22 protein-coding genes and 1 tRNA gene are annotated in these 25,835 nt (G+C 67.2%); 12 read left to right on the top strand and 11 right to left on the bottom strand.

The window, feature by feature from the left end; genetic code table 11:
• The first annotated feature begins 113 nt into the window (after positions 1-113).
• Positions 114-1,175: a hypothetical protein gene (locus ACFQDH_RS00660; RefSeq protein ID WP_382397514.1), complete on the top strand. Its 1,062-nt coding sequence runs from the start codon at positions 114-116 to the stop codon at positions 1,173-1,175.
• A 91-nt stretch (positions 1,176-1,266) separates the two neighbouring features.
• A tRNA-Ala gene (locus ACFQDH_RS00655) sits at positions 1,267-1,342 on the top strand.
• 199 nt (positions 1,343-1,541) lie between these two features.
• Here the strand turns inward: ACFQDH_RS00655 and ACFQDH_RS00650 are convergent.
• Positions 1,542-2,030, bottom strand: a complete 489-nt coding sequence (locus tag ACFQDH_RS00650; protein WP_382397512.1) for a MarR family winged helix-turn-helix transcriptional regulator — start codon at positions 2,028-2,030, stop codon at positions 1,542-1,544.
• 88 nt (positions 2,031-2,118) lie between these two features.
• Between ACFQDH_RS00650 and ACFQDH_RS00645 the strand changes: the two genes are divergently transcribed.
• Positions 2,119-3,585 carry an MFS transporter gene (locus ACFQDH_RS00645; protein WP_382397510.1) on the top strand — a complete coding sequence of 489 codons (1,467 nt, stop codon included), beginning with the start codon at positions 2,119-2,121 and terminating at the stop codon, positions 3,583-3,585.
• Here the strand turns inward: ACFQDH_RS00645 and ACFQDH_RS00640 are convergent.
• The 4 genes from ACFQDH_RS00640 to ACFQDH_RS00625 all read right to left on the bottom strand — a co-directional run bounded on the left by ACFQDH_RS00640 (position 3,569) and on the right by ACFQDH_RS00625 (position 6,488).
• Complete coding sequence (locus ACFQDH_RS00640; protein ID WP_382397508.1) at positions 3,569-4,930, bottom strand: MFS transporter; 1,362 nt, start codon at positions 4,928-4,930, stop codon at positions 3,569-3,571. The genes ACFQDH_RS00645 and ACFQDH_RS00640 overlap by 17 nt on opposite strands.
• Before the next feature lie 53 nt (positions 4,931-4,983).
• Entirely contained in the window at positions 4,984-5,241 is a 258-nt protein-coding gene (locus ACFQDH_RS00635; protein ID WP_382397506.1) for a hypothetical protein, read from the bottom strand.
• A 269-nt stretch (positions 5,242-5,510) separates the two neighbouring features.
• Entirely contained in the window at positions 5,511-6,065 is a 555-nt protein-coding gene (locus ACFQDH_RS00630) for a TetR/AcrR family transcriptional regulator (RefSeq protein WP_382397504.1), read from the bottom strand.
• Positions 6,066-6,068: 3 nt separating this feature from the next.
• Positions 6,069-6,488, bottom strand: a complete 420-nt coding sequence (locus tag ACFQDH_RS00625; RefSeq protein ID WP_382397502.1) for an SRPBCC family protein — start codon at positions 6,486-6,488, stop codon at positions 6,069-6,071.
• A gap of 50 nt (positions 6,489-6,538) precedes the next feature.
• Between ACFQDH_RS00625 and ACFQDH_RS00620 the strand changes: the two genes are divergently transcribed.
• Positions 6,539-7,501 (top strand): proline iminopeptidase-family hydrolase, encoded by a 963-nt coding sequence (locus ACFQDH_RS00620; protein ID WP_382397500.1) that lies wholly within the window; start codon positions 6,539-6,541, stop codon positions 7,499-7,501.
• A 56-nt stretch (positions 7,502-7,557) separates the two neighbouring features.
• Here the strand turns inward: ACFQDH_RS00620 and ACFQDH_RS00615 are convergent, their stop codons facing one another.
• Positions 7,558-8,721, bottom strand: coding sequence for an alkaline phosphatase family protein (locus tag ACFQDH_RS00615; RefSeq protein ID WP_382397498.1), 1,164 nt, complete (start codon positions 8,719-8,721; stop codon positions 7,558-7,560).
• A 185-nt stretch (positions 8,722-8,906) separates the two neighbouring features.
• Here ACFQDH_RS00615 and ACFQDH_RS00610 point away from each other — a divergent pair, with 185 nt between their 5' ends.
• The 4 genes from ACFQDH_RS00610 (at position 8,907) to ACFQDH_RS00595 (ending at position 13,615) form a co-directional block, all read left to right on the top strand.
• The gene (locus ACFQDH_RS00610) at positions 8,907-9,755 is read left to right on the top strand and encodes a helix-turn-helix domain-containing protein (RefSeq protein ID WP_382397496.1); all 849 of its coding nucleotides are present in this window, start codon (positions 8,907-8,909) and stop codon (positions 9,753-9,755) included.
• The gene (locus ACFQDH_RS00605; RefSeq protein WP_382397494.1) at positions 9,752-10,735 is read left to right on the top strand and encodes an ABC transporter ATP-binding protein; all 984 of its coding nucleotides are present in this window, start codon (positions 9,752-9,754) and stop codon (positions 10,733-10,735) included. Before ACFQDH_RS00610 ends, ACFQDH_RS00605 begins: the two co-directional genes overlap by 4 nt.
• Positions 10,732-12,324, top strand: a complete 1,593-nt coding sequence (locus ACFQDH_RS00600; RefSeq protein WP_382397492.1) for a hypothetical protein — start codon at positions 10,732-10,734, stop codon at positions 12,322-12,324. Before ACFQDH_RS00605 ends, ACFQDH_RS00600 begins: the two co-directional genes overlap by 4 nt.
• Before the next feature lie 1,108 nt (positions 12,325-13,432).
• Positions 13,433-13,615: a hypothetical protein gene (locus ACFQDH_RS00595; protein WP_382397490.1), complete on the top strand. Its 183-nt coding sequence runs from the start codon at positions 13,433-13,435 to the stop codon at positions 13,613-13,615.
• A gap of 293 nt (positions 13,616-13,908) precedes the next feature.
• On the opposite strand, the gene ACFQDH_RS00590 is transcribed toward ACFQDH_RS00595, so the two are convergent.
• The 4 genes from ACFQDH_RS00590 to ACFQDH_RS00575 form a co-directional block, all read right to left on the bottom strand.
• Positions 13,909-15,141, bottom strand: coding sequence for a S53 family peptidase (locus ACFQDH_RS00590; protein ID WP_382397488.1), 1,233 nt, complete (start codon positions 15,139-15,141; stop codon positions 13,909-13,911).
• A gap of 186 nt (positions 15,142-15,327) precedes the next feature.
• Complete coding sequence (locus ACFQDH_RS00585; RefSeq protein WP_382404779.1) at positions 15,328-16,896, bottom strand: IlvD/Edd family dehydratase; 1,569 nt, start codon at positions 16,894-16,896, stop codon at positions 15,328-15,330.
• Positions 16,897-17,156: 260 nt separating this feature from the next.
• Positions 17,157-17,522: a DUF488 domain-containing protein gene (locus ACFQDH_RS00580; protein WP_382397486.1), complete on the bottom strand. Its 366-nt coding sequence runs from the start codon at positions 17,520-17,522 to the stop codon at positions 17,157-17,159.
• A gap of 69 nt (positions 17,523-17,591) precedes the next feature.
• On the bottom strand, positions 17,592-19,310 hold the full coding sequence (locus tag ACFQDH_RS00575; RefSeq protein WP_382397484.1) for a M4 family metallopeptidase: 1,719 nt from the start codon (positions 19,308-19,310) through the stop codon (positions 17,592-17,594).
• Between the two features lie 312 nt (positions 19,311-19,622).
• Here ACFQDH_RS00575 and ACFQDH_RS00570 point away from each other — a divergent pair, with 312 nt between their 5' ends.
• Both ACFQDH_RS00570 and ACFQDH_RS00565 read left to right on the top strand, forming a co-directional pair.
• Positions 19,623-20,105, top strand: coding sequence for a PH domain-containing protein (locus ACFQDH_RS00570; RefSeq protein ID WP_382397482.1), 483 nt, complete (start codon positions 19,623-19,625; stop codon positions 20,103-20,105).
• On the top strand, positions 20,102-21,733 hold the full coding sequence (locus ACFQDH_RS00565; RefSeq protein ID WP_382397480.1) for a PH domain-containing protein: 1,632 nt from the start codon (positions 20,102-20,104) through the stop codon (positions 21,731-21,733). Before ACFQDH_RS00570 ends, ACFQDH_RS00565 begins: the two co-directional genes overlap by 4 nt.
• Here the strand turns inward: ACFQDH_RS00565 and ACFQDH_RS00560 are convergent.
• Positions 21,730-23,394 carry a dolichyl-phosphate-mannose--protein mannosyltransferase gene (locus ACFQDH_RS00560; protein ID WP_382397478.1) on the bottom strand — a complete coding sequence of 555 codons (1,665 nt, stop codon included), beginning with the start codon at positions 23,392-23,394 and terminating at the stop codon, positions 21,730-21,732. The two genes, ACFQDH_RS00565 and ACFQDH_RS00560, sit on opposite strands and share 4 nt — an antisense overlap.
• Positions 23,395-23,557: 163 nt before the next feature.
• On the opposite strand from ACFQDH_RS00560, the gene rsmI reads away from it, so the two are divergent.
• On the top strand, positions 23,558-24,388 hold the full coding sequence (gene rsmI / locus ACFQDH_RS00555; RefSeq protein ID WP_382397476.1) for a 16S rRNA (cytidine(1402)-2'-O)-methyltransferase: 831 nt from the start codon (positions 23,558-23,560) through the stop codon (positions 24,386-24,388).
• Positions 24,363-25,832, top strand: a complete 1,470-nt coding sequence (locus ACFQDH_RS00550; protein ID WP_382397474.1) for a DUF2079 domain-containing protein — start codon at positions 24,363-24,365, stop codon at positions 25,830-25,832. The genes rsmI and ACFQDH_RS00550 overlap by 26 nt, the downstream gene beginning before the upstream one ends.
• Positions 25,833-25,835: the final 3 nt, after the last annotated feature.

The raw sequence follows: 25,835 nt of genomic DNA, 5'->3' as shown, positions 1-25,835 counted from the left end.
AACTGAACTCGCGCCGTGCGCCGTCGTAGTACACCTTCCAACTTGCTGTGCAAGCGGCGACACACCGCGGACCTCCACGGATTGCAACGGTTTTGGCCCTAACGTCTTGTCTCGTGCAGCAGCCGAGCAGCCTGATCTTCCTGGCCATCGTCGTCATTTGGGCCGCCTATCTCTTGCAGCACTGGATCCGGCGCCGCGAAGCGTTGGCCACCGCGCGTTCTGTCGACCAGTTCAGCGACGCGATGCGTGTGCTCGAACGACGTGAGCACCGGGTCGAAGGCGTCGCCGAACAAGCATCCGAGGCACCACACGCCAGCCGAACATCGGCACCGCAGGTCAGCGAGAGCGGACCGCGGCCGTCACTGCGAGCAGGGACCGTCATGACCGGAGAAACGCCACAGCCGCCCACGCACCAGTCCGCCGACAACGCCGACGACGCATCCGTCTCGGCGACCCAGCGGCTTGCCGCAGCGGGCAGTTCATCGGCCCAGGCGATGCAACGCTTCGGCGACTTCGCCGCGCACGCCGGCTCCCCGAAGGCACGCGCGATCGCACTCATCGGCAGCCTCTCGGTGCTGGTGATCACCGTCGTGTGCGCACCGTTCGGCGCCGTGCCCTGGTGGTCACCGATCCTGATGCTTGCCATCTCCGGTGGCGTCTTCTGGTGGTGCCGGGCGTCGGCGATGGTCGCCGGTGCCGCCCAGCGTCGCTCCGGCGCAACCGGCGACCAACGTCCGTCGGTGGCCGCGCCCAAGAAGGTTGGCGCGCAACTGCCCAAGCCCACGGCTGCTGCACCGGCGGCGCCTGCCGAGGTGCCTCTTGCGAAGGCGACCATGCCCGACCCGGTCATCCGGCACGCGCCGGTTGCGGCCGCCGACCAGGTCTTCGATGTGATCGCGTCGGACGGCGCCAGTCGCCGGCCGGTCGAGCTGCCGCACGCGCCGGTCGCTCATGCGTCCGTCGACCACGACGCATCCGACGAATGGCAGCCGGTTGCCGTGCCGCGCCCGACATACACCATGAAGGAGCGGGCGCCGGAGCGTCAGCAACAGGCGCCAGCCGCGACCTTCAACACGCGGTCGTATGACGATGTCCCCAACGAGGACCTGCCCTTCGACGGGCTCGCCCTCGACCAGGATCTGGACGACCTGCCGTCGGTCTTCCGCGCCGGCTGAGCCGGTCGCCCCGGGACGACCGCAACGCCCTGAAGGGGTCGGCCCGATTTAGCCGATCGCGATCTGCGGTGTTAATGTTGCTCTCGCTCCTGGGGCATTGGCGCAGTTGGTAGCGCGTCTCGTTCGCAATGAGAAGGTCAGGGGTTCGAATCCCCTATGCTCCACCAGACGACGAAGGACCAGGCACGCTTTTCGCCTGGTCCTTCGTCATTTTATTGAACACAGTGGATTCGGGAGGAGCCGCAGCGGAGCGAGGACTACGGCTCCCCTATGCTCCACCAAACGACGAAGGACCAGGCACGCTTTCGCCTGGTCCTTTTGTCGTCCCGAGTGCACTGGACAGGCGGGAGATCGCCGGCCTCGGATTCAGACGCCTGGGCGCGAAGCGGGTGTGCCGGGGCGGGTGCTGACCAGCCCGGCCTCGATCGAACGCAGGAGTTCGAGCGCGGTATTCAGCCGGCTGGCCTTGGTGCCGTCTTGTTCGAGCAGCTGGGCCCACTCCTGGCGGACCAGGTGATAGTTGTCGCGGCCGCGCGCGGTGGTGACGACGGTGACGCCGCGGCCGTCTGCTGGGCGGGCCTGTCGTTCGATCAACCCCTTCTGCGCGAGGCCGCGCAGGACGGTGGACAGATTGGTGCGCTGTAGGCCGGTGGCAGCGGCGATCCGGCTGGGCGAGGCGTCGTTGTTCTGATTGAGATAGCGCATCACCATGCCCTCGGACTGGGTCAGCGGCACGGCCTGCTCGTCCTGATAGTCGCGGAACTGGATCTCCCGCGCGATCACCAGGATGTGGTCGGCCAGCTCAGCCCACCGCTCGTCGATGGGTGGGGGTCTGTCCCGTCGTGACTCGGCCATCCAGCCAGGGTAGCTCAATGCATATAGCTATTGACAGATAATTATCTAATTGTAATAGTCATGAAGGCATAATCAGATTGGAGCCGACATGACATCCACCACCCACTCGAATCGCGCGTCCGGCGAACCATCCCGGCCCCGGTCGCGCTCGCCGCGCGCGACCGCCGCTGCCGGCGGTCTGCACCCGTTCGGTGTGCTGATCCTGCTCGGCGGCGCGTTTCTGCCGATCATGGACTTCTTCATCACCAACGTCGCTCTACCGAGCATCAACGCGTCGCTGCACGCCTCGCCGGCCTCACTGGAACTCGTGATCGCTGGGTATGGCGTGTCCTACGCCTCGCTGCTCGTGCTCGGCGGTCGCCTCGGTGACCGCTACGGACGGCAGCGGCTCTTCCTTGCTGGACTGGTCGGTTTCATCGTCGCCTCCCTCGCCTGCGGCATCGCGCCGACGATCGGTGTGCTGATCGGAGCACGGATCGTTCAAGGGGCCACCGCAGCACTGCTCATCCCGCAGGTGCTGGCCACTTTCCACCACGTACTCGAACACGAACGCAAGGCCCGGGCACTCGCCCTGTATGGCGCCACCTCCGGTATAGCCGCGGTCGTCGGCCAATTGGTCGGCGGACTCCTGGTCAGCGCCAACATCGCCGGCACGTCCTGGCGGCCGATCTTCCTGGTGAACGTGCCGATCGGGCTCGTCGTCCTCCTCGTCGCGGCGCGCATCGTCCCGGCCACCAGGTCGCCGCACCCGCTCGGTGTCGACCTGCCCGGCACAGTCCTGTTCGCGGCCACGCTCACCGTGCTGCTGGTGCCGCTGGCCGAGGGTCACTCACTCGGCTGGCCGACGTGGTGCTGGCTGCTGCTCGTTCTCGCTTTCGTGCTCGGCGCGGCCACCTTCGCCGTCGAGAAGCGCAAGGAGGACCACGGTGAGGTGCCGCTGTTGCCGCCGTCGTTGCTGCGGCTGCCGTCGATGTCTCGCGGCCTGGTGATGGTGCTGCTGTTCAGCATCGGTTTCGGCGCGTTCATGTTCATCTTCGCCCTCACCGTGCAGGACGGGCTGCACGAGGACGCCCTGCACGGCGGGCTGGCGATCCTGCCGATGGCGTTGCTGTTCCTCGCCGGCTCGCTGGTCGCGCCGAAGGTCATCGGCCGCCTGGGTCGTGGTGCCCTGACCGTCGGGGCGCTCGTCCAGCTGGCCGGACTGGGCTGGCTGGTGGCGATCGTCGTCACCGACTGGCCGCATGTCAGCCTCTGGTCGATGGCGGTTCCGCTCGCGCTCGTCGGTGCCGGACAGTCGATGCTGTTCGCCGGGTTGTTCCGCAGCGTGCTCGCCGACGTCCCCACGCACCTCGCCGGCATCGGCAGTGGTGTGCTGATCACGCTGCAGCAGAGCGGTCTCGCCCTCGGCGTCGCGACTCTCGGCACGCTGTATCTCAGCATTGCGCCGCACAGCGCTGCGCACGCGTTCGCCGGAGTCGAGTACGTCCAGATGGCCCTCGTCGCGCTTCTCGCCGTCGGCGCCGTCGCGCTGCCTCGTCTCACCGGGGACCGGTGAGGCGAGTCGAAGTGGCGAGCCATGCCCGCATGCGTGCAGTGCGCAGCCGCACCCCGCTGCGCACCTCGATCCCTGCCACGCGCACCAGTTGACGGCTGACGAGCGCCGCCGCGACCCCGATCACAACCGCACCGGTGACCAGGCCGAGCGGCGCGCCACCGGTCTGGTCGAGCAGGCCGACGACCGGACCGCCGATCGCCGCCATACCGAGCGTGACCAGCATGTATACGCCGAGCACCCGACCGCGCATCACGTCGCTGGACGCGAGCTGGATCGAGGTGTTCGTGGCGATCAGGAACGGCATACCCACCGCGCCGATCACCACGAACGCAGCGCCGACCGTCACCATGTTCGGCATGAATGCGGCCAGCAGTTGCCCGGCGGCGAGGCCTGCAGCCAGTGCCGTGATGTGCCGCAGTCGCGACCCCGGCCACGCGGCGGAGAGCAGCGCGCCGACCAGCGAGCCGACGGCCAAGGCAACGGTGAGGAATCCGTAGCCGCCCGCGTCAAGGTGGAAGTCCTTGGCGAATGCCGTGAGCGTGACGGCGAAGTTCGTGGTGAAGAACGCGCACACGCCGGCCAGCACGATCGGCCACAACAGGATCGGGCGGCCGGCGATCTCGGCGAGCGCCACACGCTGCTGACCCTTGGCTCGGTGCAGTCGTGGCACCGTCCGCAACTCGCGGGGCCGGATGGCCAGGAACGCGACGAACACGATCACGTACCAGCCGCCAGTCGCGATGAATGCCCACCCGGTGCCTACCGCGGTGATCAGCCCGCTGGACACGGCCGGGCCGGCCAGTGCACCCAGCTGGAAGATCGCCGAGTTGAGACTCACGGCATTGCGCAGCATCTTGGGGCCGACGATCTCGTGGATGAAGGCCGACCTCGTCGGGTTGTCGAAGCAGGCCGCAGTGCCGGTCAGGAAGGCGAGCGCCAGCACGTGCCACAACCGGACGGTGTCCGTCACGCACAGCACGCCGAGCACGGCGGCGGACAGTCCGAGCGTCGAGACCGTGCACATCAGGACGTGCCGTTTGTCGAAACGGTCGGCCACCAGGCCGGCAGACATTCCGAAGAGCAAGGTCGGCACGAACTGCATCGCCGTGGCAATGCCGACGATGAACGCATTGTGGGTGAGAGTCAGCACCAGCCAGTCCTGGGCGACGCGTTGCGTCCACAGCCCCGACGTCGAGGTCGCCTGTCCGAAGACGAACCAGCGGAAGTTGCGGTTGTGGAGCGAGGCGAACAACCCGTCACGGCGTCGCGGATCCGGTGTTCCGGAGTTGGGGAGTTCAAGTGGGCGCTGGGCGCGGCTGGGCGACTGCGATGCTGCGGTTGTCACGGTGTTTCTGAGTGTATGGCGCCGCCGTCATACCCGGTCAGAAGGGGTTGTGCTCAGAGGTAGCTGCCGATGACCGGCGCCGCGCGCCAGCGGCCGGAGGCGACCGCGGCGACGAAATCGGCTGTCCCGCAGTCCGGCCCGGCTGACAGCACCGTGCGGCGCACGACCTCGCGCAGGTCTGCGCCGCTGACGTCGTCCGGCAGTGCACGGACGATGGCCGCCGTGTCGATGCCGTCCGCGCTGGGTAGGGCCGTTGCGCTGCTGCGCCGCGCGTCGGGTAACCGATCTCGGCTGACGGCCTTCCGCTGCACCCAAGGTCACCTTCCGTCAGCGGATCTCCGGCACGTGTCGGCCGCGCGTCCCGCTCGACAACATCGGTGAGGCCCTCGCGCTTCTCGACGGTGAGGCGCACCGGTGATAGTCGACGCCGATCTCCTTCTCCACGCAAGGAATTCGGCCGACGAATGCCACGAGCAGGCACGGGAATGGCTCGAGCCCGGCCACGCGCGAGAGGGCTGACCGATCTGCCTCGCCCTGCACGAAGTGCGGTATGGCGCACGATCTGCCGGCCAGCGAGAGCTCAGGTGCCGAGGTGTGTGCGCATCATGGCGATGAACTCCTCGATGGCCGCGTCGGACGCCGCCCGGTCGCCGTCGACGAGCATGTCGAACATCAGCCCCTGGCCGACGGCGAGGGTCAGCCGGGCAAGGCGCCGGGCGGTCTTCGGGTCGGTCAGTTGCGTGTATGCCGCCTCGAACGCCTCCTGGGTGCGGGTGACGAAGGCCTGCCCGAGGTCGTGGGCATACGGCTTGCCGTACATCGCGTGGGACGAGAGCTCGAAGTAGAGCGCACCGAAGGTCTGCGCGTGCTGCGCGGTGATCCGCCAGTTCTCCCGGCCCGCCTCGAACGGATCGGGTTCGTTCGCGAAGAGCTCCGTCAGCATCTTCGCGTCGGTCTCGATGACCGACTCGATGACTGCGACGAGCAGGTCCTCGCGGGAGCCGAAGTGGTAGTGCAGCATGCGTTGGCTGGTGCCGATGGCGGCGGCCAGGGTGCGCAGGCTGGTGTCCCGCACCCCGTGCTCGGCGAAGTAGCCGATTGCCTTCTGCAGCAACTCTTCTCGAGGGTTCGCCACGTCTCAGTCCTGCTCGGCGAGACGTGCGATCGTCTCGCCCTCGGACTGCATCATCCGACGCGCCTTGGCCGATATCAGCGGCCGAACCGCCCAGGCGAGCGGCCCGGACCACTCGATGCCGAGCCTGACCTGGTTGCCGGCGCCATCCGGCTCGATGTCATGTATGCCGGTCGTGGCGACGCCCGAGACCCGGCCCACCCAGGTGAAGCCATGGCCCGGCTCCCAGCGGGTGATCTCGTAGGTCGCCTTGGCCAGACCGGGCTGGCGCACCTCGAAGCGGCTACCGACGTCGGTCGGGTTCGGTCCGTCGATGTGGCGCACCGACTCGAAGGTGGGCAGGTTGTCGCCCCAGTGCTCGACGTCGCCCAGGTATTTCCAAAGCCGGTCCGGACTCGCGGAACAGGACTCGCTGATCTGCATCATGTATCAAATGATACATGGCGGGGATGGGTGCTCGGTGCGACCATGCAGCCATGACGAATTCGGCTCATGGCGCTGCATATCTGGACTACCGAGGGCGCGACGACTTCCGAAGCGGGGGCGCCCGAATGATCCCGATCTCCACGCCGTCCGGGCCGTTCAGTGTCTGGGCCAAACGGGTCGGCAACAACCCCGACCTGAAGGTCTTGCTGCTACACGGCGGGCCGGGCAGCTCGCACGAGTACTTCGAGTGCTGCGACAGCTTCCTGCCCGCAGCGGGCATCGAGTATTACTACTACGACCAGCTCGGATCGATGCGCAGCGATCATCCGGATGACGAATCACTCTGGGATCTGGACCGATTCGTCGACGAAGTGGAGCAAGTTCGAGTCGCACTCGGCCTCGACGCGAGCAACTTCGTGCTGCTCGGGCACTCGTGGGGCGGCATCCTGGCGATGGAGTACGCGCTGCGGCACCAGCAGCAGCTCAAGGGCCTGGTCATCTCCAACATGATGTCGAGCGTCCCGGCATACAACGCATACGCGGAGCGCGTCCTCATGCCACAGATGGATCAGGCGAAGCTGGCCCTGGTCAAGCAGTTGGAGGCCGACGGCGAGGTCGACGATCCGCGCTACGAGGAGCTGCTGATCGAGCAGCACTACGTGCACCACGTGCTGCGGATGCCGGCGGACGAGTGGCCGGACCCCGCTCGGCGCGGGATGGACCACATCAACCCGGTGATCTACCGCAAGATGCAAGGCCCGAGTGAGCTCGGAATCGCCAGCGACGCCACCTTGGCGCAGTGGGACCGGACCGAAGATCTGTCGTCAATCACCGCGCCAACGCTGGTGATCGGCGCGCAGCACGACACGATGGACCCCGACTTCATGGCCATGATGGCGCAGCGGTTGCCGTTCGGACAGCATCTGCACTGCCCGAACGGCAGCCACATGGCGATGTATGACGACCAGGAGACCTACTTCGCCGGGTTGATCGACTTCCTCGCCGGCCTCTGAGTCCGGCGACCTGCCTCCGATTGCCGGCAGCAGGTCGCCGAACCCCGGTGCCGCGGTCAGTGCTTACTGATCAGTGACCACATCGGCTTGACCTGTTGGCTGTCCGAGGTGAAGCCGAGCTTGGGCAACCCGAGGCCTTCCTCGATCGTCAGCAGCATCGAATAGTGGTTGTATGCCGTGTCGTCCATCACCTGACGCGGGCCGTTCTCGGTGACCACGACCATCGGGATCAGCCCGCCGCCATACACGCCGCCGGGCCACGTGGGGCTGACCGCCGGGTCACCGGCAGGCAGCACGGGCGAGTCACAGCAGCCGGCGGCCGACAGGTAGTCGCCGGTCGACGGGTTCGTCGCGTCGTAGTCGTTCTCGTCGGCGGTGATGAAGATGACGCTGCCGGGAGTCCACGCCTTGCTGTGCATGATCGTGTTGACGGTGGTTTTCAGGAACGCGTCGGCATTCTGCTTCAGCGCCACGTCGGCGGGGTCGTCATTGGTGTCGTTGTAGCCGCAATGGTCGGTCTCCGGATGTCCCGCGATCGGGCTATAGACGCCGCCGTGCATGTCGTTGCACATGTTCGGGCTGATCCACACGTAACGCGGTGCGTGCGGCGAATTCAGGTCGGATGTAAGGGAATTGATCGGCTTCACGTGTGACATCCGCGCGGCGTTGTCGCGTACGTCGTTGTAGAGCGCGAACGGGTTGTGCTTGCTGGCGTAGAGGGCCCCGCCCGTCGCGGGCCATTGGTCGGGCAGGTAGCCGGCGGACGGCATACCGTCCATGTAGGCGTCCCAGTTGACGTGCGCGGCCTCCAGCGAGTCGACGATGTTGGTGTGGTCGTAGTGGTTGGCCGGCGTCGTGTTCCAGCCGTTGTCGTTGTTGATATCCCAGTTGGAGCCGCTGGTGGAGGCGATGTAGTTGGGCTCGCTGGTGTGCGTGACGCCGTAGTACTGCGTTGCCTGGTTGTACTTCGTGGCGAGGCTGTTCAGGTAAGGCAGGTTGGGGTCACCGATGACGTGATCCTGGGCGCGGTTCTCCTCCATGATGATGAAGACGTGACTCAGCCGAGGCTTCGCGGCATGGCTCTTGCTTTGGCCGTGCGCAGAAGCGTGTCCCGGGCTGCCCATGGCAGGAGCAGTCGCAGCGAGCGCGAGCGCCGCCACGGCGATGAAACCGGTGCCGAAGATCGTCCGGCGGGTGCGCCGGGTACGTGCTGCCAACATGGTGGCCTCCATTTCGAGCGTGCGGGGCGCACGCTGCAGATCACCGTTCTCCCGAAATACACAGGTTGTCAATGGGTCTACCCAGCAAACTCACAGGTGTGACTCAGCACCACGGGAGACCGACGCCGCTGCTCTCGCCGGCGATGACTTGACTGTGACGTTACGTCACAGTCGATGATCGAGACATGCGAGTCAAAGAGCTGGCTGATCTGACCGACACCACCGTGCGGACCATCCGTTACTACCACCAGATCGGGCTGTTACCCGTCCCCGGAGAACGAGGGGGTTCTCGTGTGCGCGATTACGGTATGGCGCACCTCGCTCGGCTGCTGCGGATCCGTTGGCTGGTCGACTCCGGCGTGCCCCTGGTGGCGGTGCGTTCGATGCTCGAGGAGCAGGCCGACGACCCGGACGAGCTGGCCGCCATACGCACCGACCTGGCGATCGCGCTGGGTCGGGTCGATGAGCGACTCGAGCAGCTGAACAGCCAGCGAGACCAACTGGTTCGGCTGTTGCGCAACACCGCCGAAGGAGGGCCGGTGTCGCCGATGCCGCGTGCCGTGCACCGGATGTATGAGCGGCTGATCGCACGTGCTGAGGACGACAGCATCGCCGAGATGATCGCTGCCGAGCGGCAAGTCGTCGAATTCGCCTGTTACAGCGGCGAATTGCCACCGATGGTCATCGAGCTCGCCGAGCGTCTCACCGACAAGCAACTGGAGCTGATCCTGCCGCTCTTCGCCGAGTTCCGGGATCTGGATCGCGAGATGAGTTCGCTGTCTACCAGCGAGCTCGGTGCTCGGGTCGATGAAATGGCCTCGCACGCAGCCGAATTCATGGCGTCCTTGGGGCTCTCCGTCGATGAGGCGATGGCCCTGCTCGAGCAGGCATCACTCAGCTCCAGCGACTACGTGGGATACGCCACGACCGAGCTGTTCCCCAAGGCGTTACAAGAGCGCTTCCAGCAGGCGATGGAAGTGGAGTTGCGGCAGCAAGACCTGCTGCCGCCAGAACCGAAAGGAGCTCGACTGTGAGCGGGTTGTTGACGAATCCGTCGACCCAGGGAGTCGGGAAGGTTGTCACCGACGACGTGGTCCTGGTGCAGGGACTGACCAAGACCTTCGGCAACTTCCGAGCGATCGAGGATCTCGATCTGCGCGTCACGCGCGGCGCTGTCCACGGCTTCCTCGGTCCCAACGGCGCCGGCAAGACGACGACGATCCGGGTGCTGCTCGGCCTCTACCGACGTGACGGCGGATCGGTCAGCGTGCTGGGTAAGGACCCGGCGACACACAGCTCGGTCATCAACCGCGACGTCTCGTATGTCGCCGGGGAGGTCGCCCTCTGGCCCACCCTCACCGGCCGGCAGGCGCTCGACGTGCTGGCCGGACTGCGCCGCGCGGCGGGCGGGGAGTATGACGACGACCGCGAGCGAGAGCTGATCGACGCCTTCGCACTCGACCCGAGCAAGCGAATCCGCAGGTACTCCAAAGGAAACCGGCAGAAGGTCATCCTGGTGGCCGCGTTCGCGGCGCGCACGGATCTGCTGATCCTGGATGAGCCGACCTCCGGCCTGGACCCGCTGATGGAGCGGATCTTCGGTGAGTGCGTCGCACGCGCCGTGGCGGACGGGCGGACGGTGTTGCTGTCGAGTCACATCCTCGGCGAGGTCGAGCAGTTGTGTGACGCCGTCACGATCATCAAGGACGGCCGCCTGGTGGAGACCGGTCGACTGTCCGACATGCGGCACCTCGCGGCGTCCACGATCAGCGCAGTGGTGTCGGGGGACGCCGCTGATCGCGTCGCCGCCGACATACAGGCAGTGCTGGGTGGAGCCGAGGTGGAGCGAAAACAGGTGCAAGACAACGCGATTCGCCTGGAAACCAGTGTTCCCGAGGAGCACATCGATGCAGTTTTGCAGCGACTACTGGTCGCGCATCCGACGGATGTGCGCTGCACACCCGCAAGTCTGGAAGACCTGTTCCTGCGGCATTACAAGGTGGGGTCCCGATGAGGCGCCCCATCGGGCCGATGCGGGTCACCCTGCAGACACATCGGCGTCGCATCCTGGCCTGGGTGATCCCACTGATGGCGCTGCTCACGATCGTGGCGCCGTCATACTCCTCGACCTACCCGCGGCTCGACCAGCGAGAGCACCTGATCAGCAGCATGGGCAGCAACGCCGCGACACGGCTGCTCTACGGTCCGCTGCCCGAACCGGGCACCATCGGGCAGTTGGTGACCTGGGAGATGGGCACCTACCTGGTGATCGCGACTGCAGTGCTTGCGCTGCTGCTCGGCGTGAGCTTCGGGCGCGGCGCGGAAGACACCGGCACCGCCGAGCTGGTGCAAGCGTGCGGCTATCGGGCGTCGTCCAGGCTGGGTGCCGCTGCCGGGGCGGTCGCGACGGTGACCGTGGGACTCGGTGCCGCAGTCGCGGCGGTGCTGCTGGTTGAGACCGCGTTCGTCGATGAACTCAGCTGGCAGGGTGCGCTCGGCCTCGGGGCGGTGACTGCGTGCTGCGGTCTCTTCTTCGGCTTCGCCGGGCTGCTGGCGGGGGAGCTCGCCGACAGTGCCGGCCTCGCCCGGCTTCTCGGATTTGTAGCTCTGGCAGCCGCTTTCGGCATACGGGCGATTGCCAACGTGCAAGACATCAGCCCCCTGCGCTGGTTCAGTCCGCTGGGGTGGATCGACGCCGAGGCGCCATACACACATGATCGGTGGTGGGCGCTCCTGATATTCGTCGCAGTGTGTGCGTTGATCGGCCTGCTCGTGTGGTGGGCCGGCCGCAACCGCGAGTATGCCTCCGCCCCCTTGCATGCCCGGGCGTCCTCCGCTGACCGCCTGCGGATCCGCTCCGTGCTGGCACTCACCTGGCGACTGGAACGCGGGCGCTGGCTGGCGTGGACCGTGATCGTGACGGCGGTCGCCGCGCTGTTCGGTGGGATGAGCGGCAGCCTCATCGACCTGCTCACCAGCGACGAGTCCACCGCCAAGCTGATGCGGCAGCTGACCGGCGAACGGCAACTGGACGCGGTCTTCTTCTCCTTCGCCGGCGTGATGATCGGCCTGTTGGTCGGCTGCTACGCGGTGTTGACGATGCTCGGTGACGCGACCGCTGAAGCGGACGGCACCATGGAAAATCTGCTGACAGTGGGTGCGCGGGGCCGCAGCCCACTGCTTGCACGGATCGTCGTGGCCGCCGCCGGTTCATTGGCGATGCTGCTGGTCGCCGGAGGTGTCGGGTCGCTGGTGGCACTCACGCAGCTGCCCGGGGGAGCAGGTCGATGCTTCTCCTACATCGCCGGGCAGTGGCCGGCCGAACTCGCACTCATCGGAATCACCGGTCTGGTCATCGGCGTGCACCGTCGGTGGGGGCCGGTTGCGTGGTTGCCGGTCGCCGGCTCCGGAGTGCTGGTGTTGATGGGTTCCGTGCTCCATGCGCCCGACTGGCTCGAGCACGCCGGGGTCTTCGCGCACGTTCCTTCCTACGCCGATGGATCTGCCCCGAGCACAGGGGTTTTCGGGCTTCTCGCGTGTTTCGTCGCAGCAGCGACGGTCGGTGGTTGGCGCCGCGCTCAGCGCGACGTCGAACCGGACTGATCCCGGGCTGTCATCGGCGAAGTAGCCGACTGGACGCCGACGGGCGCACCGGATGTCGTGTCCGGGACCGCAGCTGCGCCGACTGATGCTGCGGCTGTCGCGTCTGGGACCACAACTGGCCGAGCTTGGGTGGATCAGGACGGTTCGGGACGCTGACGACGGTGACCGGGAGGGGCCCTCGGCCCGGTGGGTGGCGATGGGAAAGACGGGAGTGGGATCGGCGACGAAGGGCTCGGCGGTCACGACGGGCCGGGTCCTTCGCTCGACCTTGGGGGGTACGACGGCAGCTCGGGAGCGGTCCTGGCGGGCCGGGGGACGCTCATTTTGCGACCAGCCGTCGTCGACGATTATCGCGACGATGCCGGCCAGGAGGCCGATGAGGCGGACCGTGCCGGCGGCGGTTAGTTGCCCGGAGGTGTCGAGCGCCATGGTGACTGCGGACCACCCGACGACGAGCCCGGTGAGGATCGGCCGCCGATCACTGCGGGTGAGGTCGGCGATCGCCGCCGCCACTGCCAAACCGGTCGAGTAATAGAGGTAGGTCTGCGGATCGATCAGGAGCCGCATGGAAAGGACGGCGAACGGTATGCACACCCAACGGCCGCGGCGGATCATCCAGATTGCCAGCGCTGCACCGAGCACGATCTGCGCCGGCCGGACCCAGGTAGGCGTGGCCAGCGACAGCGACCCGAACTGCCTCAGGACCGAGTCCTCAGCGACAGTGATCACGAATCGACTCAGCTGCACGGTGCGAGCATCGGTCAGTACGAAAGGAATCCACGGCAGGACAGTCCCTACGATGAAGACCGCGGCAGCCTTCAGCCGCGCGGGTCGAGGAGCCGCCAACAACATCACCGCCATCGGCACGACCCACGGCTTCGCCCCGGTTGCCGCCGCAAGCAGCACCGCGGCGAGGATCCAGCGGTCTCGCATGCACAGTGCTACCCCCGCCGCCATGAGGAACAGCGCGAGCGCGTCATCCAGGTGTCCGTAATGGACGGCCAGCACCAGCCACAGCGGTGCGATCAGGGCGGCATAGACCATCGCCGCCCGCGCGGACATCCGAGCACTGTGATGAGTTGACCGCAGCCGACCGAGTATGACGCCCGTGCCCACCCCCAGCGCGATCATGAACCCGCAAGCGATCGCGGCGCCCACGGTTGCCGGCGCCAGCCCGAGCAGCGCACAGACCGCCATGGTCACCGGGCCGAACTGCAGCTCGGGGTGTTCGCCATACACATGCAGGCCACCGGGGGCGCTGAGGAGTGTCTGCCCGGCGGTGGCGAAGTAATGCCAGGAGAACAATCCGTGCCGGCTGGAAGCCAGTGCGCACAACGCGATCCAGGCAGCGAGGCCGATCATCGCCATTCGGGTCGGCGGCGGATCGACGGCTTGGGCCAAGTGCGCCGGGGCTACGTCCGCAGGGACGCTCCGCGCAGGGCGTTCCAAAGTCGTATGGGTGGTCATCGACGTAAAAGCGTGCCACACGTTGCTGGGGCAACGGGGCGAAATCACTGACAAAGATCCCCGCCGGGTGGTGTGCCCGACGGGGATCCTCCCCGAGTCACTGGTATGCCGTGCCGATCAGAAGGCGGCGGTGCCGTTCGGCGTGCCGAGCCCGGTCGGACCGTCCCAACCGGTGCCGGCGTTGGACCAGTACTGGTTGCTGCCGTTGCTACCGGTCGTCACGTCGAACAGCGCCGACGCGTTGGCGTAGGGCTTGGCGTTGGCGTAGCCACTGGTGTTGCCGGACAGCGCGTAGACCGACGCGACAAGCGGTGACGACAGGGATGTCCCGCCATACTGCGCCCATGAGGAGGAGTTGCTCGACGTCGGCGCGTAGACCGCGAGGCCGGTGTTCGGGTCGGCGACCGCGGACACGTCCGCCATCGCGCGGCCACTGCAGTGGGTGACCGACGAGCTCTGGCCGGACGGAGCAACGTTCGACGTGCTGCAACCGGATCCCGAGCCGCTCCAGGCGGATTCGCTCCAGCCGCGGGAGTTGGAGGCAGTGTTCAGTGAGGTGCCGCCGACTGCGGTCACGTAGTGCGAGGAGGCCGGGAAGCTGGCGCCCTGGTAGCCGTTGTCGCCGGTCGACGCGGTGACCGCGATGCCCGGGTGGTTGTAGTAGCTGCCGTATGTCGAGTCGGGTGCGTCACCGCCGCCGTACGAGTTCGAGATCGCGACGACCCCGGAGACCTTGGCGGCCTGGTTGACGGCTGCACCCAGGTCAGCGAACGAAGCCGACTTCGCTTGCACGAGAACGATTTTGCAGTCCGGACAGGCGGCCGAGACCGCGTCGAGGTCCAACGCCTGCTCCTGCGTCCAGCCGACGTTGGTGCGGGGCAGGCTGGTGGTGCTGCCCGTCTGGCTCATGACCGTCAGGCAGCCGTTGGCCTTGGTGCACGACGACAGACCGAACTGGGTGCGGTAGACGCCGAGATCGCGCTCCGCATTCGGGTAGCCGTAGGCGTCGACGATCGCGACGGTCCGGCCGCCGGACTTCAGCCCGGAGAGCTTGTAAGCACTCTGGATGTCGGTCGGTGTCTTGCCCGAGATCGCGGAGGGCTTCACCGGCTTGCCATGAGCGGCGGCGGCCGGCTGCAGCCGACCGGTGTTGCTCACGTTCTGGCCCGTCGCGTTGACCAGGTGGACCGCGTCGCAGGCGGCCGAACCGGCGCTCGCGGTCGCACAGGAGTGCACCGAGTGCACGTTGGGGCCGTGTGCGGTCGCTGCGTGGGCGGTCGGTATGACGCTGCCGAGCGCGCCGGCGGATGCGGCCACGCTGATGGCGGCGAGCAGGGGGATCTTGCGCATGTGAACTCCTCAGGAGACCGTGCCGAGAGGATCTTCTCTCGGCGACGGCTGAGTGTCGTGCCGCGCTGGGGCGGTGCGCAACACCTTTGGCCGGATTGAGGGCGTTTCTTGACGAACTGCTGACCTTCCCGGCGCCTGCCGAACGCGAAAACCTCCGTGCGGCACGGAATTTCGGCCCGTTGCTGCTCAGTGGCTGTGCCGGGGCAAGCCGCGGGTCTGAGCGATGCGCTGGAAAGCGACGGCGTCCTCGATCACCATGCCGGTGTCCATCTGCCCGACGCCGGCCCGGTGGAGCTGTTGCCACGGGGTCTGTGACGGCGGCATCGGATAGCCGCCCGCATCTTCCAATTCCTGACGCCTGCGGGCGATCTCGGCGTCGTCGACCAACAGGTCGACCCGGCCCTGACGCAGATCGATGCGCACCGGGTCGCCTGATCGGAGGATCGCCAGGTTGCCGCCCGCAGCGGCCTCGGGAGACGCGTTGAGGATCGACGGTGAGCCGGAGGTGCCGGACTGCCGACCGTCGCCGACGCACGGCAGCGAGTCGATCCCCGCGTGCAGCAACGCGGCCGGCGGCTGCATGTTGACCACCTCCGCCGCGCCGGGGTAGCCGATCGGTCCGGCACCGCGCATGAACAGGATGCTGGACTCGTCGATGTCGGGCTCGGCCTCGATCCGCCGGTGGTAGTCCTCCGGTCCGTCGAAAACGACTGCGCGACCTTCGAATGCGTCCGGGTCTTCCGGGTCGGAGAGGTAGCGGTCGCGGAACGCTTCGTCGATCACCGAGGTCTTCATGATCGCGGCGTCGAAGAGGTTGCCGGTCAGCACCACGAAGCCGGCGTGCTCCTTGAGCGGCTCGTCGATGGGCCGGATGACGGCCGTGTCGGCGATCGTCGCGTCGCGGCAGTTGTCGCCGATGGTCCGGCCGCTCACGGTGAGCGCGTCCTGCCGGATCGTCCCGGCTCGCATCAACTGGTTGACGACCGCGGGGACCCCTCCGGCGTGATAGAAGTCCTCGCCGAGATACTCGCCGGCCGGCTGCAGGTTGACCAGCAACGGCAGGTCCCGGCCGTGTTCCTCCCAATCGGTGAGGGACAACTCGACACCCATGTGGCGAGCCACGGCCTGCAGATGGATCGGCGCGTTGGTCGATCCGCCGATCGCGGAGTTGACGGCGATCGCGTTGAGGAAGGCGTCGCGGGTGAGTATGTCGGAAGGCAACACGTCGTCCCGCACCAATTCCACGATGCGCGAACCGGTTTCGTACGCGAACTGGGCGCGTTGCCGGTATGCCGCGGGGATCGCGGCTCCGCCCGGTAGCTCCATGCCGAGCGCCTCAGTCAGCGAATTCATCGTCGATGCGGTGCCCATCGTGTTGCAGAAACCCACCGAGTTCGTCGAGGACGCAACGAGTTCCAGGAATTTCGCGTGGTCGATCTCGCCGGTGGCGAGCAGCTCGCGAGCCTTCCAGATGATGGTGCCGGAGCCGGTGCGCTTGCCGTCATCCCAACCGTTGAGCATCGGCCCGACGGACAGGGCAATGGCCGGGATGTTGACGGTGGCGGCGGCCATCAACTGCGAGGGAGTCGTCTTGTCGCAGCCGATCGTCAGCACGACACCGTCGATCGGATAGCCGTAGAGCAACTCCACCAGGCCGAGGTAGGCGAGGTTGCGGTCGAGCGCCGCGCCGGGCCGCTTGCCGGTCTCCTGGATCGGGTGGGTCGGGAACTCCAGCGGCACACCACCGGCGGCGATGATCCCGTCCCGGACGCGTTTCGCCAGCTCGAGATGGTGCCGGTTGCAGGGGAGAGGTCGGACCCGCTCTGCGCGATGCCGATGATCGGCCTACCCGACTGCAGCTCCTCGATCGTGATGCCGTAGTTGAGGTAGCGCTCGAGATAGATCGCGGTCATCCCGGGGTCGCTCGGGTCGTCGAACCAGGCGCGCGACCGCAGGCGCTGCTCTTCGCTGCTCATACAGTCCGAACCTACTCGCCGCCGCGTGAAAGTGGCGTGTTATGAACCGGATTCGCCGCTGATGAGCTCGGCGAGCACGGTCGCCTCGCTGATGTCGTCGCGTTTGGCGGCGGTCAGCAGGGTGAGGGTGCCGGCCGCCGCGTCCGTGCGCAGGCCGTCCAGCGCTTCGGCCCGCTCGGGGTCGTCCAGCTCCGCGCGGTAGCGACCGGCGAACTCCTCGAACTTGTCCGGGTCGTGCGCGTACCACTTGCGCAGCTCGGTCGACGGCGACACCTGCTTGCACCAGTCGTCGAGCTTCGCCTTCTCCTTGCTCAGCCCGCGCGGCCAGAGCCGGTCGACCAGCACGCGCTTGCCGTCGGACGACTCCGGTGCGTCATACACCCTGCGGACCTGGACCTTGCTCATACCAATCGAGGGTATGACGAACCCCTCCGGTCCTGGGAGGGGGCCGACCGGAGGGGTTCGCCATACGGATCAACTCACACTGACTGCGCTCCAGGCCGCTGCCACGGTCTGGGACTCGGTGCTGCCCGCGCCATACAGCGCGTCGGCGGACTTGATCATGCCGGCGCGCAGATCGGCATACGACATGTTGGAGGTGCCGTAGTCCTTGATCGCGTTGTACCAAATGGCGGCGGCCTTGTCCTTGCCGATGCCGGTGATGGTGGAGCTGTCACAGGTCGGGCTGTTGCCCCACTGGGACTGACCGCTGCCGTTGGCCAGCAGGAAGAAAGCGTGGTTGCCGACGCCGGACGTGTAATGCGGGTCCTCGTTCTGGGTCGAGGAGGACCAGCAGTCCAGCGAAGCACCGTCCTTGCTCGGCTGGTCCATGTAGCGCAGCGGGGTGCCGTCGCCATTGATGTTGATCGTCTCGCCGATGGTGAAGTCAGGCGTGTCGACCGGGCTGTTGGCCTCGAACTCGACCATCGTGCCGAAGACGTCGCTGTTGGACTCGTTGATTCCGCCGACGTCGCCGCTGTAGCCGAGGTTGGCCAGCGCCTCGGAGACACCGTGCGACATCTCGTGGCCGGCCACGTCGATCGCGACCAGTGGGGCGTTGTCGCCCGCGCCGTCGCCATACGTCATCTGCGAGCCGTCCCAGAACGCGTTGACGTAGCCGCTCCCGTAGTGGACGCGCGACGGCACGCCCTGGCCGTCATCGAAGATGCCAGTCCGGTTGAAGGCCTGCTTGTAGTAGTCCCAGGTCATCGCGGCGCCGTAGTAGACGTCGACCGCGGCGGTGGCCCGGTCGTCGTTCTGCCCGTCGCCCCACGCGTTGTCGGCGTCGGTGAAGAGGGCGCAGTTGCCGGACTGCGAGTTGTTCATGTCGCAGGCCGAGTTGCCGCCGTGGTTCGGGTCCGTCAGTTGGTAGCCGCTGCTGCCCTGCGTGGTCGTGATGTTCACGTCACCGAGCGTGAGCGATTTGCCGGTGCCGTCGGCGGCCACGCCCTTGTTGTGTCCCTTGCCGTGCCCGCCGACCGATGCCCAGCTGATGGTGGGCACCTTCGCCGGCGTGCGGGTGGTCAACGTCGCGTTGTGGTGCACGCCGCGACGGGCCATCGCCTGCTTGGACGTGGTGGCCGACATCAGCGACTTGATCATCTCGGAGGACCGAATCGTCTTGCCGGTCTGGGCATTGACGAGCACGGCCTTGTGACTCGGGGTGATGCCGTCGGCCTGCACACCCTTGACGACGGTCATCCAGGCAAGGACCGGCTTGGCGCCGGTGGCGTCGACGACGAGCTTGGCTGAGGTGGCGCCCGCGACGTCGTAGACGTGTGCGCCGCTGATCGCCTGACCGCGGGACGTGCTGGCGGAGACCTTCGGGGTGGCCGACACGGAGATCGCGCCCCGCTGGTCCCCGGACTGGCCGACGACCTTCCCGCCCTTGGCGTGTAGAACGAAGTCGCCGCCGACGACCGGCAGGCCCTGGTAGGTCCGCTGGTAGCGGAAGTGCGACGTGCCGTCGGCGCTGGTGGTCGTGCCGACCAGCTGGTACTTGTCACTCGACGACGAGGCGATCGAGGACGGGTGCGAACTCAGGAAGGAGCTCACCACCTGGTTGTTGCTCACGCCGGTAGCGCGGTGACTGGCTGACGGTGCCGTCGCCGCGTGTGCGGAGGTGGTGCCGATGACACAACTCGTCGACACAGCGGCGATGCCGAAGAGCATTGCTGTCTTGTTGACTCGCATATACATCCATTCCCATTTCAAAGGTCACGTGGTGTGCGACCGGTGCGAGCCCGGGGTTGGACTCGCGCTGAGAACTATGGGCAGACCAACGGCGCCAGTGGTGCTCCGCTGCCGAAGATTTTGGAAACATTGAACGTTCGCTTACGACCTCCTTGGGAGTGACTTACTCCTTGCGTGGGGACTCCTTGCGAACACCAGAGATTCCCGGGCAGGAGCGAGGTCGTATGCCGATCACGAGCGTGCCGCCGCTGCAGGGCGAGAACTCGTATGCCGATCACGGGCGCGGCATCGCTGCCGTGAGAAGGTCTGGACATGGACCTGCGCCCGCCCGCCGAACTTGTGTCCTCCCGCGCACGCACGATGTGGGCCGTGCAGGGCGGCATCGTCAGCGCCGTGCTCCTTATCGCAGGTGCTGTGACCTGGTTCCTGACTTCGCCGTCCACAGGCTGGATACTGCTCGGGATTGCAGTGATTGCAGTGGTTTTCGTCGTCGGAGTTTTGATCACGCCAGTGTTGCGCTACCGCATTCACCGCTGGGAGATGACCGACGACGCGGTCTTCACCCAGCGCGGCCTGCTCACGATCGAGCAACGCATCGCGCCGATCTCGCGGGTGCAGACTGTCGACACCGAGCGTGGTGTGCTCGAGCGACTCTTTCGGCTGAGCTCGGTCACGGTGACCACCGCCTCGGCCAAGGGCGAGCTGCGGATCGAGGGGCTCGACGCCGAGCTCGCCGACCGGATCGTGCACGACCTCACCGTCGTCACCGCCGCCAGCGAAGGCGACGCCACATGAGCGACGACGGGAACGCCGAGGACAAGCGTGCACAAGTCTCCCCAGCGGAGAGTTCTGCACGTGAATCGGGTGAGGGCCGTACCGAAGTCTCCCCAGGGGAGGGTTCTGCACCCGAGAAGCCGACGGACTCGAGCGACTGGCGCCGCCTCAGCCCGCGGATGCTGCTGATCCACCCGATCAAGGAGGTCGGCCGTTTTCTGCCGGCGCTCATCGCCATCGTCGTCGCAGGGTCGGCCGGTGGCCAGAACTGGTGGGGTCTGCTGGCGGCGGCGGGCGCCATCGCCTTCGGGGTGCTGCGCTGGTTCAGCACCCGTTACCGGTTCACCGCGGATCAGGTGCAGTTGCGCCACGGAGTGCTCAACAAAACGACGGTGTCAGCCCCGATCGGCCGGGTGCGGTCGGTCGATGTGACCGCTTCGGTGATGCACCGAGCGCTCGGGCTGGCCGAGGTTCAGATCGGCACCGGCGCCGGCGAGAAGGCTTTGAAACTGGACGGATTGGCCAGTTCGGAGGCGGCAGCGCTGCGCGGCGATCTGCTGCACCGGGTGGCCGGCGCGGCACCGGAGGCTGCACTTGATGCCACTGCTCCGCCCGGCGACGCCGGTGAGGAGTCGCGCGGTGCGGCGGCATACACGACGGAAACGGTTGTCTACCAGCTGAATCCGGCCTGGATCCGGTATGCGCCGTTCGGCCCCGCCGGGTTGATTGCGGCACTTGCGATCGTCGGCGTGGGCTCGCAGTTTCTCAACGAGTCGGGCATCGGCAGGGGCGAAGGCAGCCTGATCCACGGCACGGTGAACCGGCTCGCCGCACTCGGTGTGATCGTTGCCGTGCTGGCGGTCCTCATCGGGGCGCTCGTCGTCATCGTGGCGCTCGCGCTGCTCGGCTATCTGTTGGCGTTCCACGGGTTTCGACTCACTCGCGACGGTCGGGGCGGCACTTACCACGTGTCCCGCGGCCTGCTGACGACCCGGGCGACCTCCCTGGAGATCCGCCGGTTGCGCGGTGTCGAGGTTCATCGCCCGGTGCCGTTGCGCTGGGCCGGCGGCGCGCACCTGTCGGCGATCACCACGGGTGTGAAGGAGGACGGCCGCGGGATGAGTTCGACGCTGACGCCGCCGTCCCCGGCGAGTGTCGTCGCCGCAACCGCCGAATCGGTCCTCGGCCAGGACGCGCTCGCCATACCCATTCAGGCGCATGGGCCGGCTGCGACGCGGCGTCGCTACACGCGCGCGCTGGGCAGCGCGGTCGTGCTGGCCGCACTGCTCGTCATCGCAGCGGTGGTCTGGGACCTGCCGGTGCTCGGGGTGTGCGCGGTGCTGCCGATCATCGGCGGCGTGCTTCTCGGCCGCAGCCGCGCGCACTGGCTCGGGCACGCCGTTGCGGATCGCTTCCTGGTGACCAGGTCCGGCTCGATCAGCTTGTCCACCAACGTGATCGAGCGTCGCGGAGCGGTCGGCGTCACGGTGCGCCGATCGTTCTTCCAGCGTCGCGCAGGAGTCGCAACGGTGAGCCTGGCGACGGCCGCCGGCAACAAGGACTACCCGGTCATGGACCTGCCACAGGACCAGGTCGGCAAGCTGGCCGCGCAGATCGTGCCCGGCCACGTGGAGCAGTTCCTGCGCTAGACCCAGCTGGGCAGCCACATACGCCACTGCCAGTGGCTGTAGGGGATGACCTGACCGGTCCAGATCGGCCAGAAGAAGATGAACAGCCCGACGGTCAAGATGGTGAATCCGCCCACCGCGGCCTTTCCGATCATCACGCGTTGCTCACTGGCCCCCGGCCGCGCGAGCACGAGTCCGAGCACGAACACACAGGCCAGCACCATGTATGGCGCGAAAGCGACCGAGTAGAAGGTGAAGATCGTCCGGTGCTGGTAGAGGAACCAGGGCAGCCACCCCGCGGCGACGCCGACCAGGATGCCGCCGGCCCGCCAGTCGCGGCGCAGCAACCAATAGAAGACCAACACTGCGAGCGCGATGGTGCCCAGCCACCAGATGCTGACCGTGCCGAGCGACGTGATCGCCTTGCTGCACTGTGCGACGTTGCATCCGGGGTCGCCGTTCTTCGGTCCTTCGTAGAAGAACGACGTCGGTCGGGTCTGCAGCGTCCACGACCACGGGTTCGACATGTAAGGATGCGGCTGCGTGATATCGGCGGCCGACGTGTACATCTGCGAGTTGTATTCCCAGAGCGAGCGCAGCCAGTCGGGCATCCACGCGAAGAGCGAGCTGTCGGGGGAGAAGCCGGAGTTCTGGTTCGCGGGATTGGCGGCGGCCCATTGCCGGTCGTAGGCGTCGCTGCTGGCGATCCAGCCGAACCAGCTGGCCAGGTAGACCCCGACGGACACCAGCAGCACGCTCACACAGGCGGGCAGTGCGTCCTTCAGGAAGGTCGCCGACCCGTAGCGGCGTACCCCGACCGCGCGGCGCGCGCCGAGGTCCCAGAAGCAAGTCATCAGACCGAACGCCGCCAGGAAATAGAGGCCTGACCACTTGGTGGCGCAGTCGATGCCGAGGCACAGCCCGGCCACCCAGCGCCACGGGCGCCAGCCCAGCCAGGGGCCGGCCAGCGATGCTTTGTCCCAGGTGCCGGCGACCTGCATCGCCGCGACCTTGTCGGCCAGGATCCGCCGGGTCCGAGTCCGGTCGGCGAGCAGCGCGGCGAAGGCTGCAAGCGCCCAGAACATGACCATGATGTCGAGGATGGACGTCCGCGACATGACGAACTCGGTGCCTTCGAAGCACAGCAGGATCGAGGCGAGCGTGGCCAGCACCGGCGAGCGGAAGAGGTGCCAGGCGGCGCGGCCGACGAGGTAGATGCCCAGCGTGCCGAAGAGCGCGACGGCGAATCGCCAGCCGAAGGACGAGTCGATGCCGAACATCTTCTCGCCGATGCCGATGAACCACTTGCCGAGCGGCGGGTGCACGACGAAGTCGGCCTGGGTGCCGAAGACGTGCGGGTTGCCCATGGTGAACAACCCGTCGGGGTTGTTGGTGATGCCGGTCGACTTGTCCTGCTTGTGCTCGAACCCGTAGAGGAACATGGACCAGCCCTCTTTGACGTAATACGTCTCGTCAAAGACCAACTGGTGGGGGCGACCGACATTCCAGAACCGCAGAATGCCGCCGATGACGGTGACAATCGCCGGACCGAGGAAGGCCCACAGCTTCGCCTCCGCGGTGCGCGGGGCGCCGAGCAATCGGCGGCGCAACACGGCGCGGCGGTCGGCGACAGGGTCGCCTGCAGTGTTGTCGGCGGTTTCCCGTGCCAACGTGACCGTCACTGATGTCCCCTTTCCCGGCTGCCGGGTCACACTCACGGCCGAAGGACGGCATTCAGCACCAATGATGTGACCTGCTGGTGAGGAACGAACCCGCGGGTCACATTAACCGAGGAAGCTACGTGGGAGCGCATCGACGCGGATATGGCGTGCGAGACTTCCCATCATGTCTGACGGTGTGCTGGTGCTGGCTGCGACGCCGATCGGGGACCCGCGGGACGCAGCCCCACGACTCGCAACCGAACTGGCCGGGGCCGACATCGTGGCCGCGGAGGACACCCGCAGGTTGCGGCGACTGCTGGACGAGCTCGCGGTGACTCCGCAGGGCCGCGTCCTCAGCTATCACGAGCACAACGAACGCGCCCGCACTCCGGAACTGCTCGAGCGGCTACGCGAGGGTGCCCGCATCGTGTTGGTCACGGACGCCGGTATGCCGTCAGTCTCCGACCCGGGCTACCGGCTGGCCAACGCCTGTGTCGAGGCAGGCGTTCGGGTGACCTGCGTGCCGGGCCCGTCCGCGGTGCTGATGGCGCTCGCGGTGTCCGGGTTGCCGACCGACCGGTTCTGCTTCGAAGGCTTCCTGCCCCGCAAGGCGGGCGAGCGCGCGCGTCGGCTGGCCGGCCTGGCCACCGAGCAGCGCACGATGGTCTTCTTCGAGGCGCCGCATCGGCTCGCCGAAATGCTGGCCGCGATGGCCCAGGCGTTCGGGGACGACCGGGTCGCTGCCGTATGCCGGGAGCTGACCAAGACCTATGAAGAGGTCCGCCGGGACGGGCTGGCCGCTCTCGCGCAGTGGGCCGTCGAGGGTGTCCGGGGCGAGATAACCGTGGTGGTCAGTGGTGCACCCGCCGTCAGCGTTTCGGTCGACGACGTGCTGCCCGCCATACAGGAGCGGGTGGCGGGTGGTGAGCGGTTGAAGGCCGTGTGCGCCGAGATCGCCGAGCAGACCGGACTGTCCAAAAAGGCGTTGTATGACGCAGCCCTTGCAGCACGCTGAGAAGCGCCCGGCGTGGCTGCTGGGCGGCGGGTCCGCGATCGTCGCGAGCATCTTCTTCGCGGTGCTGGCGCTGGGCCGGTGGAACGCCGGCAACAGCGCCGATTACGACCTCGGGATCTTCGCGCAGGGTGCCGACGCCTGGTCGCGTGGCCATTGGCCGGTGTCGCACATCCGCGGCCTGTCCTTGCTCGGCGACCACTTCAGCCCGCTGCTGGCGACGTGGGGTGTCGTATGGCGGATCTGGCCGACGCCGCCGGCGCTGCTGATCACCCAGTCGGTGCTGCTCGGTGCCGCCCTCGGCGTGATCGTCGGCTACGCACGGCGTCGCGCCGGCTGGAAGGTCGCGGTGCTGATCGCGGTCGTCGGGATCTTCTCGCGAGCGGTGCTGACCACCGCGATGTTCGACGTGCACGAGGTCGCATACGCCGCAATCGCGTTGGCAGTGCTGTGTATTGCGCTGCTGCAGCATCGTTTCGGCTGGGCGGTCGCGGCGGCGGTGTGGCTGGTGCTGACCAAGGAGGACCTCGGGCTGACGGTCTTCGCCGCCGGTTTCTGCTGGTGGTGGATGTACCGCAGCGAAGGCTGCCGCCGACCGCTCATCCTCGCTGGCATCGGGGTTGCCGGCGTCATCGTCGCAATGCTGGTGATCGGCGCGTTCGCACCGGGCAGCGGCACCGGCTACCTGGCCTACTTCGGCATCGGCAAGAGCAACAAGCTGCCCGTCCCGGAGGACCACAGCCTCAGCCCGCAGCGCCTCCTGCCGGTGCTGATGTATGTCGTGCTGGCCCTCGTGATCGGCGTGCGCTCGAAGCTGACCGTGCTCGCCATACCGACGCTGTTGTGGCGTGCGGTGTCGTCCAACATCCATTACTGGGCGCTGGACTTTCACTACGACGTCATCCTCTGGCCGATCGGCCTACTGGCCTTCGTCGACGTCATTTCCGCCCGGTCGAGCGCCGCCCTGAGTAGCCGCGAGGGACGAGCGGCGTATCGAAGGGTGCCGCGAGGGACGAGCGGTGTATCGAGACCCTCGCTCCGCACCTGGGAAAAGGGAGCGGTCGGGATCGCGGTCATCGCCGGGTTCGCACTGGCCGTCTCGGAAATGGCCGACCGCGCAGTCGCACCCGGCTCGATGTTCCGGACCGCAGCCGTGGTCAAGAACATCCGCTCGCTCGCAGCCGACCACCTGCCGAAGGACGCGCGGGTCGCGACCCAGGCCGACGTGGGGGCATACCTGGTGCCGGCATACGACGCCTATTCGCTGCGCCCCGACCAACACCCGTCGGTCGACTATGTGATGTTCACCAGCAAACCGAAATGGACCTATCAGGTGCCGGTGTGCGCCCGGGAGAAGCTCGTCCGCGACGGTGCCCAGGTATGGCGCCGCGGCACCGTCACCCTGGTGAAGCTTGATCACCGTCAGCGCGTGACGCCGACCTGTTGATGT

Source organism: Flexivirga alba, from assembly GCF_042661025.1.
Classification (GTDB): Bacteria; Actinomycetota; Actinomycetes; order Actinomycetales; family Dermatophilaceae; genus Flexivirga; species Flexivirga alba.
The sequence above is the reverse complement of the archived record's forward strand: the minus strand, read 5'-3'. Positions and strand labels throughout refer to the sequence as shown.

Excerpts from the sequence above, each read along its gene's own strand:
- ACFQDH_RS00565 (WP_382397480.1), top strand. The coding sequence starts at position 20,102 with ATGAGCGACGACGGGAACGCCGAGGACAAGCGTGCACAAGTCTCCCCA.
- ACFQDH_RS00600 (WP_382397492.1), top strand. The coding sequence starts at position 10,732 with ATGAGGCGCCCCATCGGGCCGATGCGGGTCACCCTGCAGACACATCGG.
- ACFQDH_RS00580 (WP_382397486.1), bottom strand. The coding sequence starts at position 17,522 with ATGAGCAAGGTCCAGGTCCGCAGGGTGTATGACGCACCGGAGTCGTCC.
- ACFQDH_RS00610 (WP_382397496.1), top strand. The coding sequence starts at position 8,907 with ATGCGAGTCAAAGAGCTGGCTGATCTGACCGACACCACCGTGCGGACC.
- ACFQDH_RS00645 (WP_382397510.1), top strand. The coding sequence starts at position 2,119 with ATGACATCCACCACCCACTCGAATCGCGCGTCCGGCGAACCATCCCGG.
- ACFQDH_RS00615 (WP_382397498.1), bottom strand. The coding sequence starts at position 8,721 with ATGTTGGCAGCACGTACCCGGCGCACCCGCCGGACGATCTTCGGCACC.
- ACFQDH_RS00620 (WP_382397500.1), top strand. The coding sequence starts at position 6,539 with ATGACGAATTCGGCTCATGGCGCTGCATATCTGGACTACCGAGGGCGC.
- ACFQDH_RS00550 (WP_382397474.1), top strand. The coding sequence starts at position 24,363 with ATGACGCAGCCCTTGCAGCACGCTGAGAAGCGCCCGGCGTGGCTGCTG.
- ACFQDH_RS00590 (WP_382397488.1), bottom strand. The coding sequence starts at position 15,141 with ATGCGCAAGATCCCCCTGCTCGCCGCCATCAGCGTGGCCGCATCCGCC.
- ACFQDH_RS00650 (WP_382397512.1), bottom strand. The coding sequence starts at position 2,030 with ATGGCCGAGTCACGACGGGACAGACCCCCACCCATCGACGAGCGGTGG.
- rsmI (WP_382397476.1), top strand. The coding sequence starts at position 23,558 with ATGTCTGACGGTGTGCTGGTGCTGGCTGCGACGCCGATCGGGGACCCG.
- ACFQDH_RS00575 (WP_382397484.1), bottom strand. The coding sequence starts at position 19,310 with ATGCGAGTCAACAAGACAGCAATGCTCTTCGGCATCGCCGCTGTGTCG.
- ACFQDH_RS00570 (WP_382397482.1), top strand. The coding sequence starts at position 19,623 with ATGGACCTGCGCCCGCCCGCCGAACTTGTGTCCTCCCGCGCACGCACG.
- ACFQDH_RS00625 (WP_382397502.1), bottom strand. The coding sequence starts at position 6,488 with ATGATGCAGATCAGCGAGTCCTGTTCCGCGAGTCCGGACCGGCTTTGG.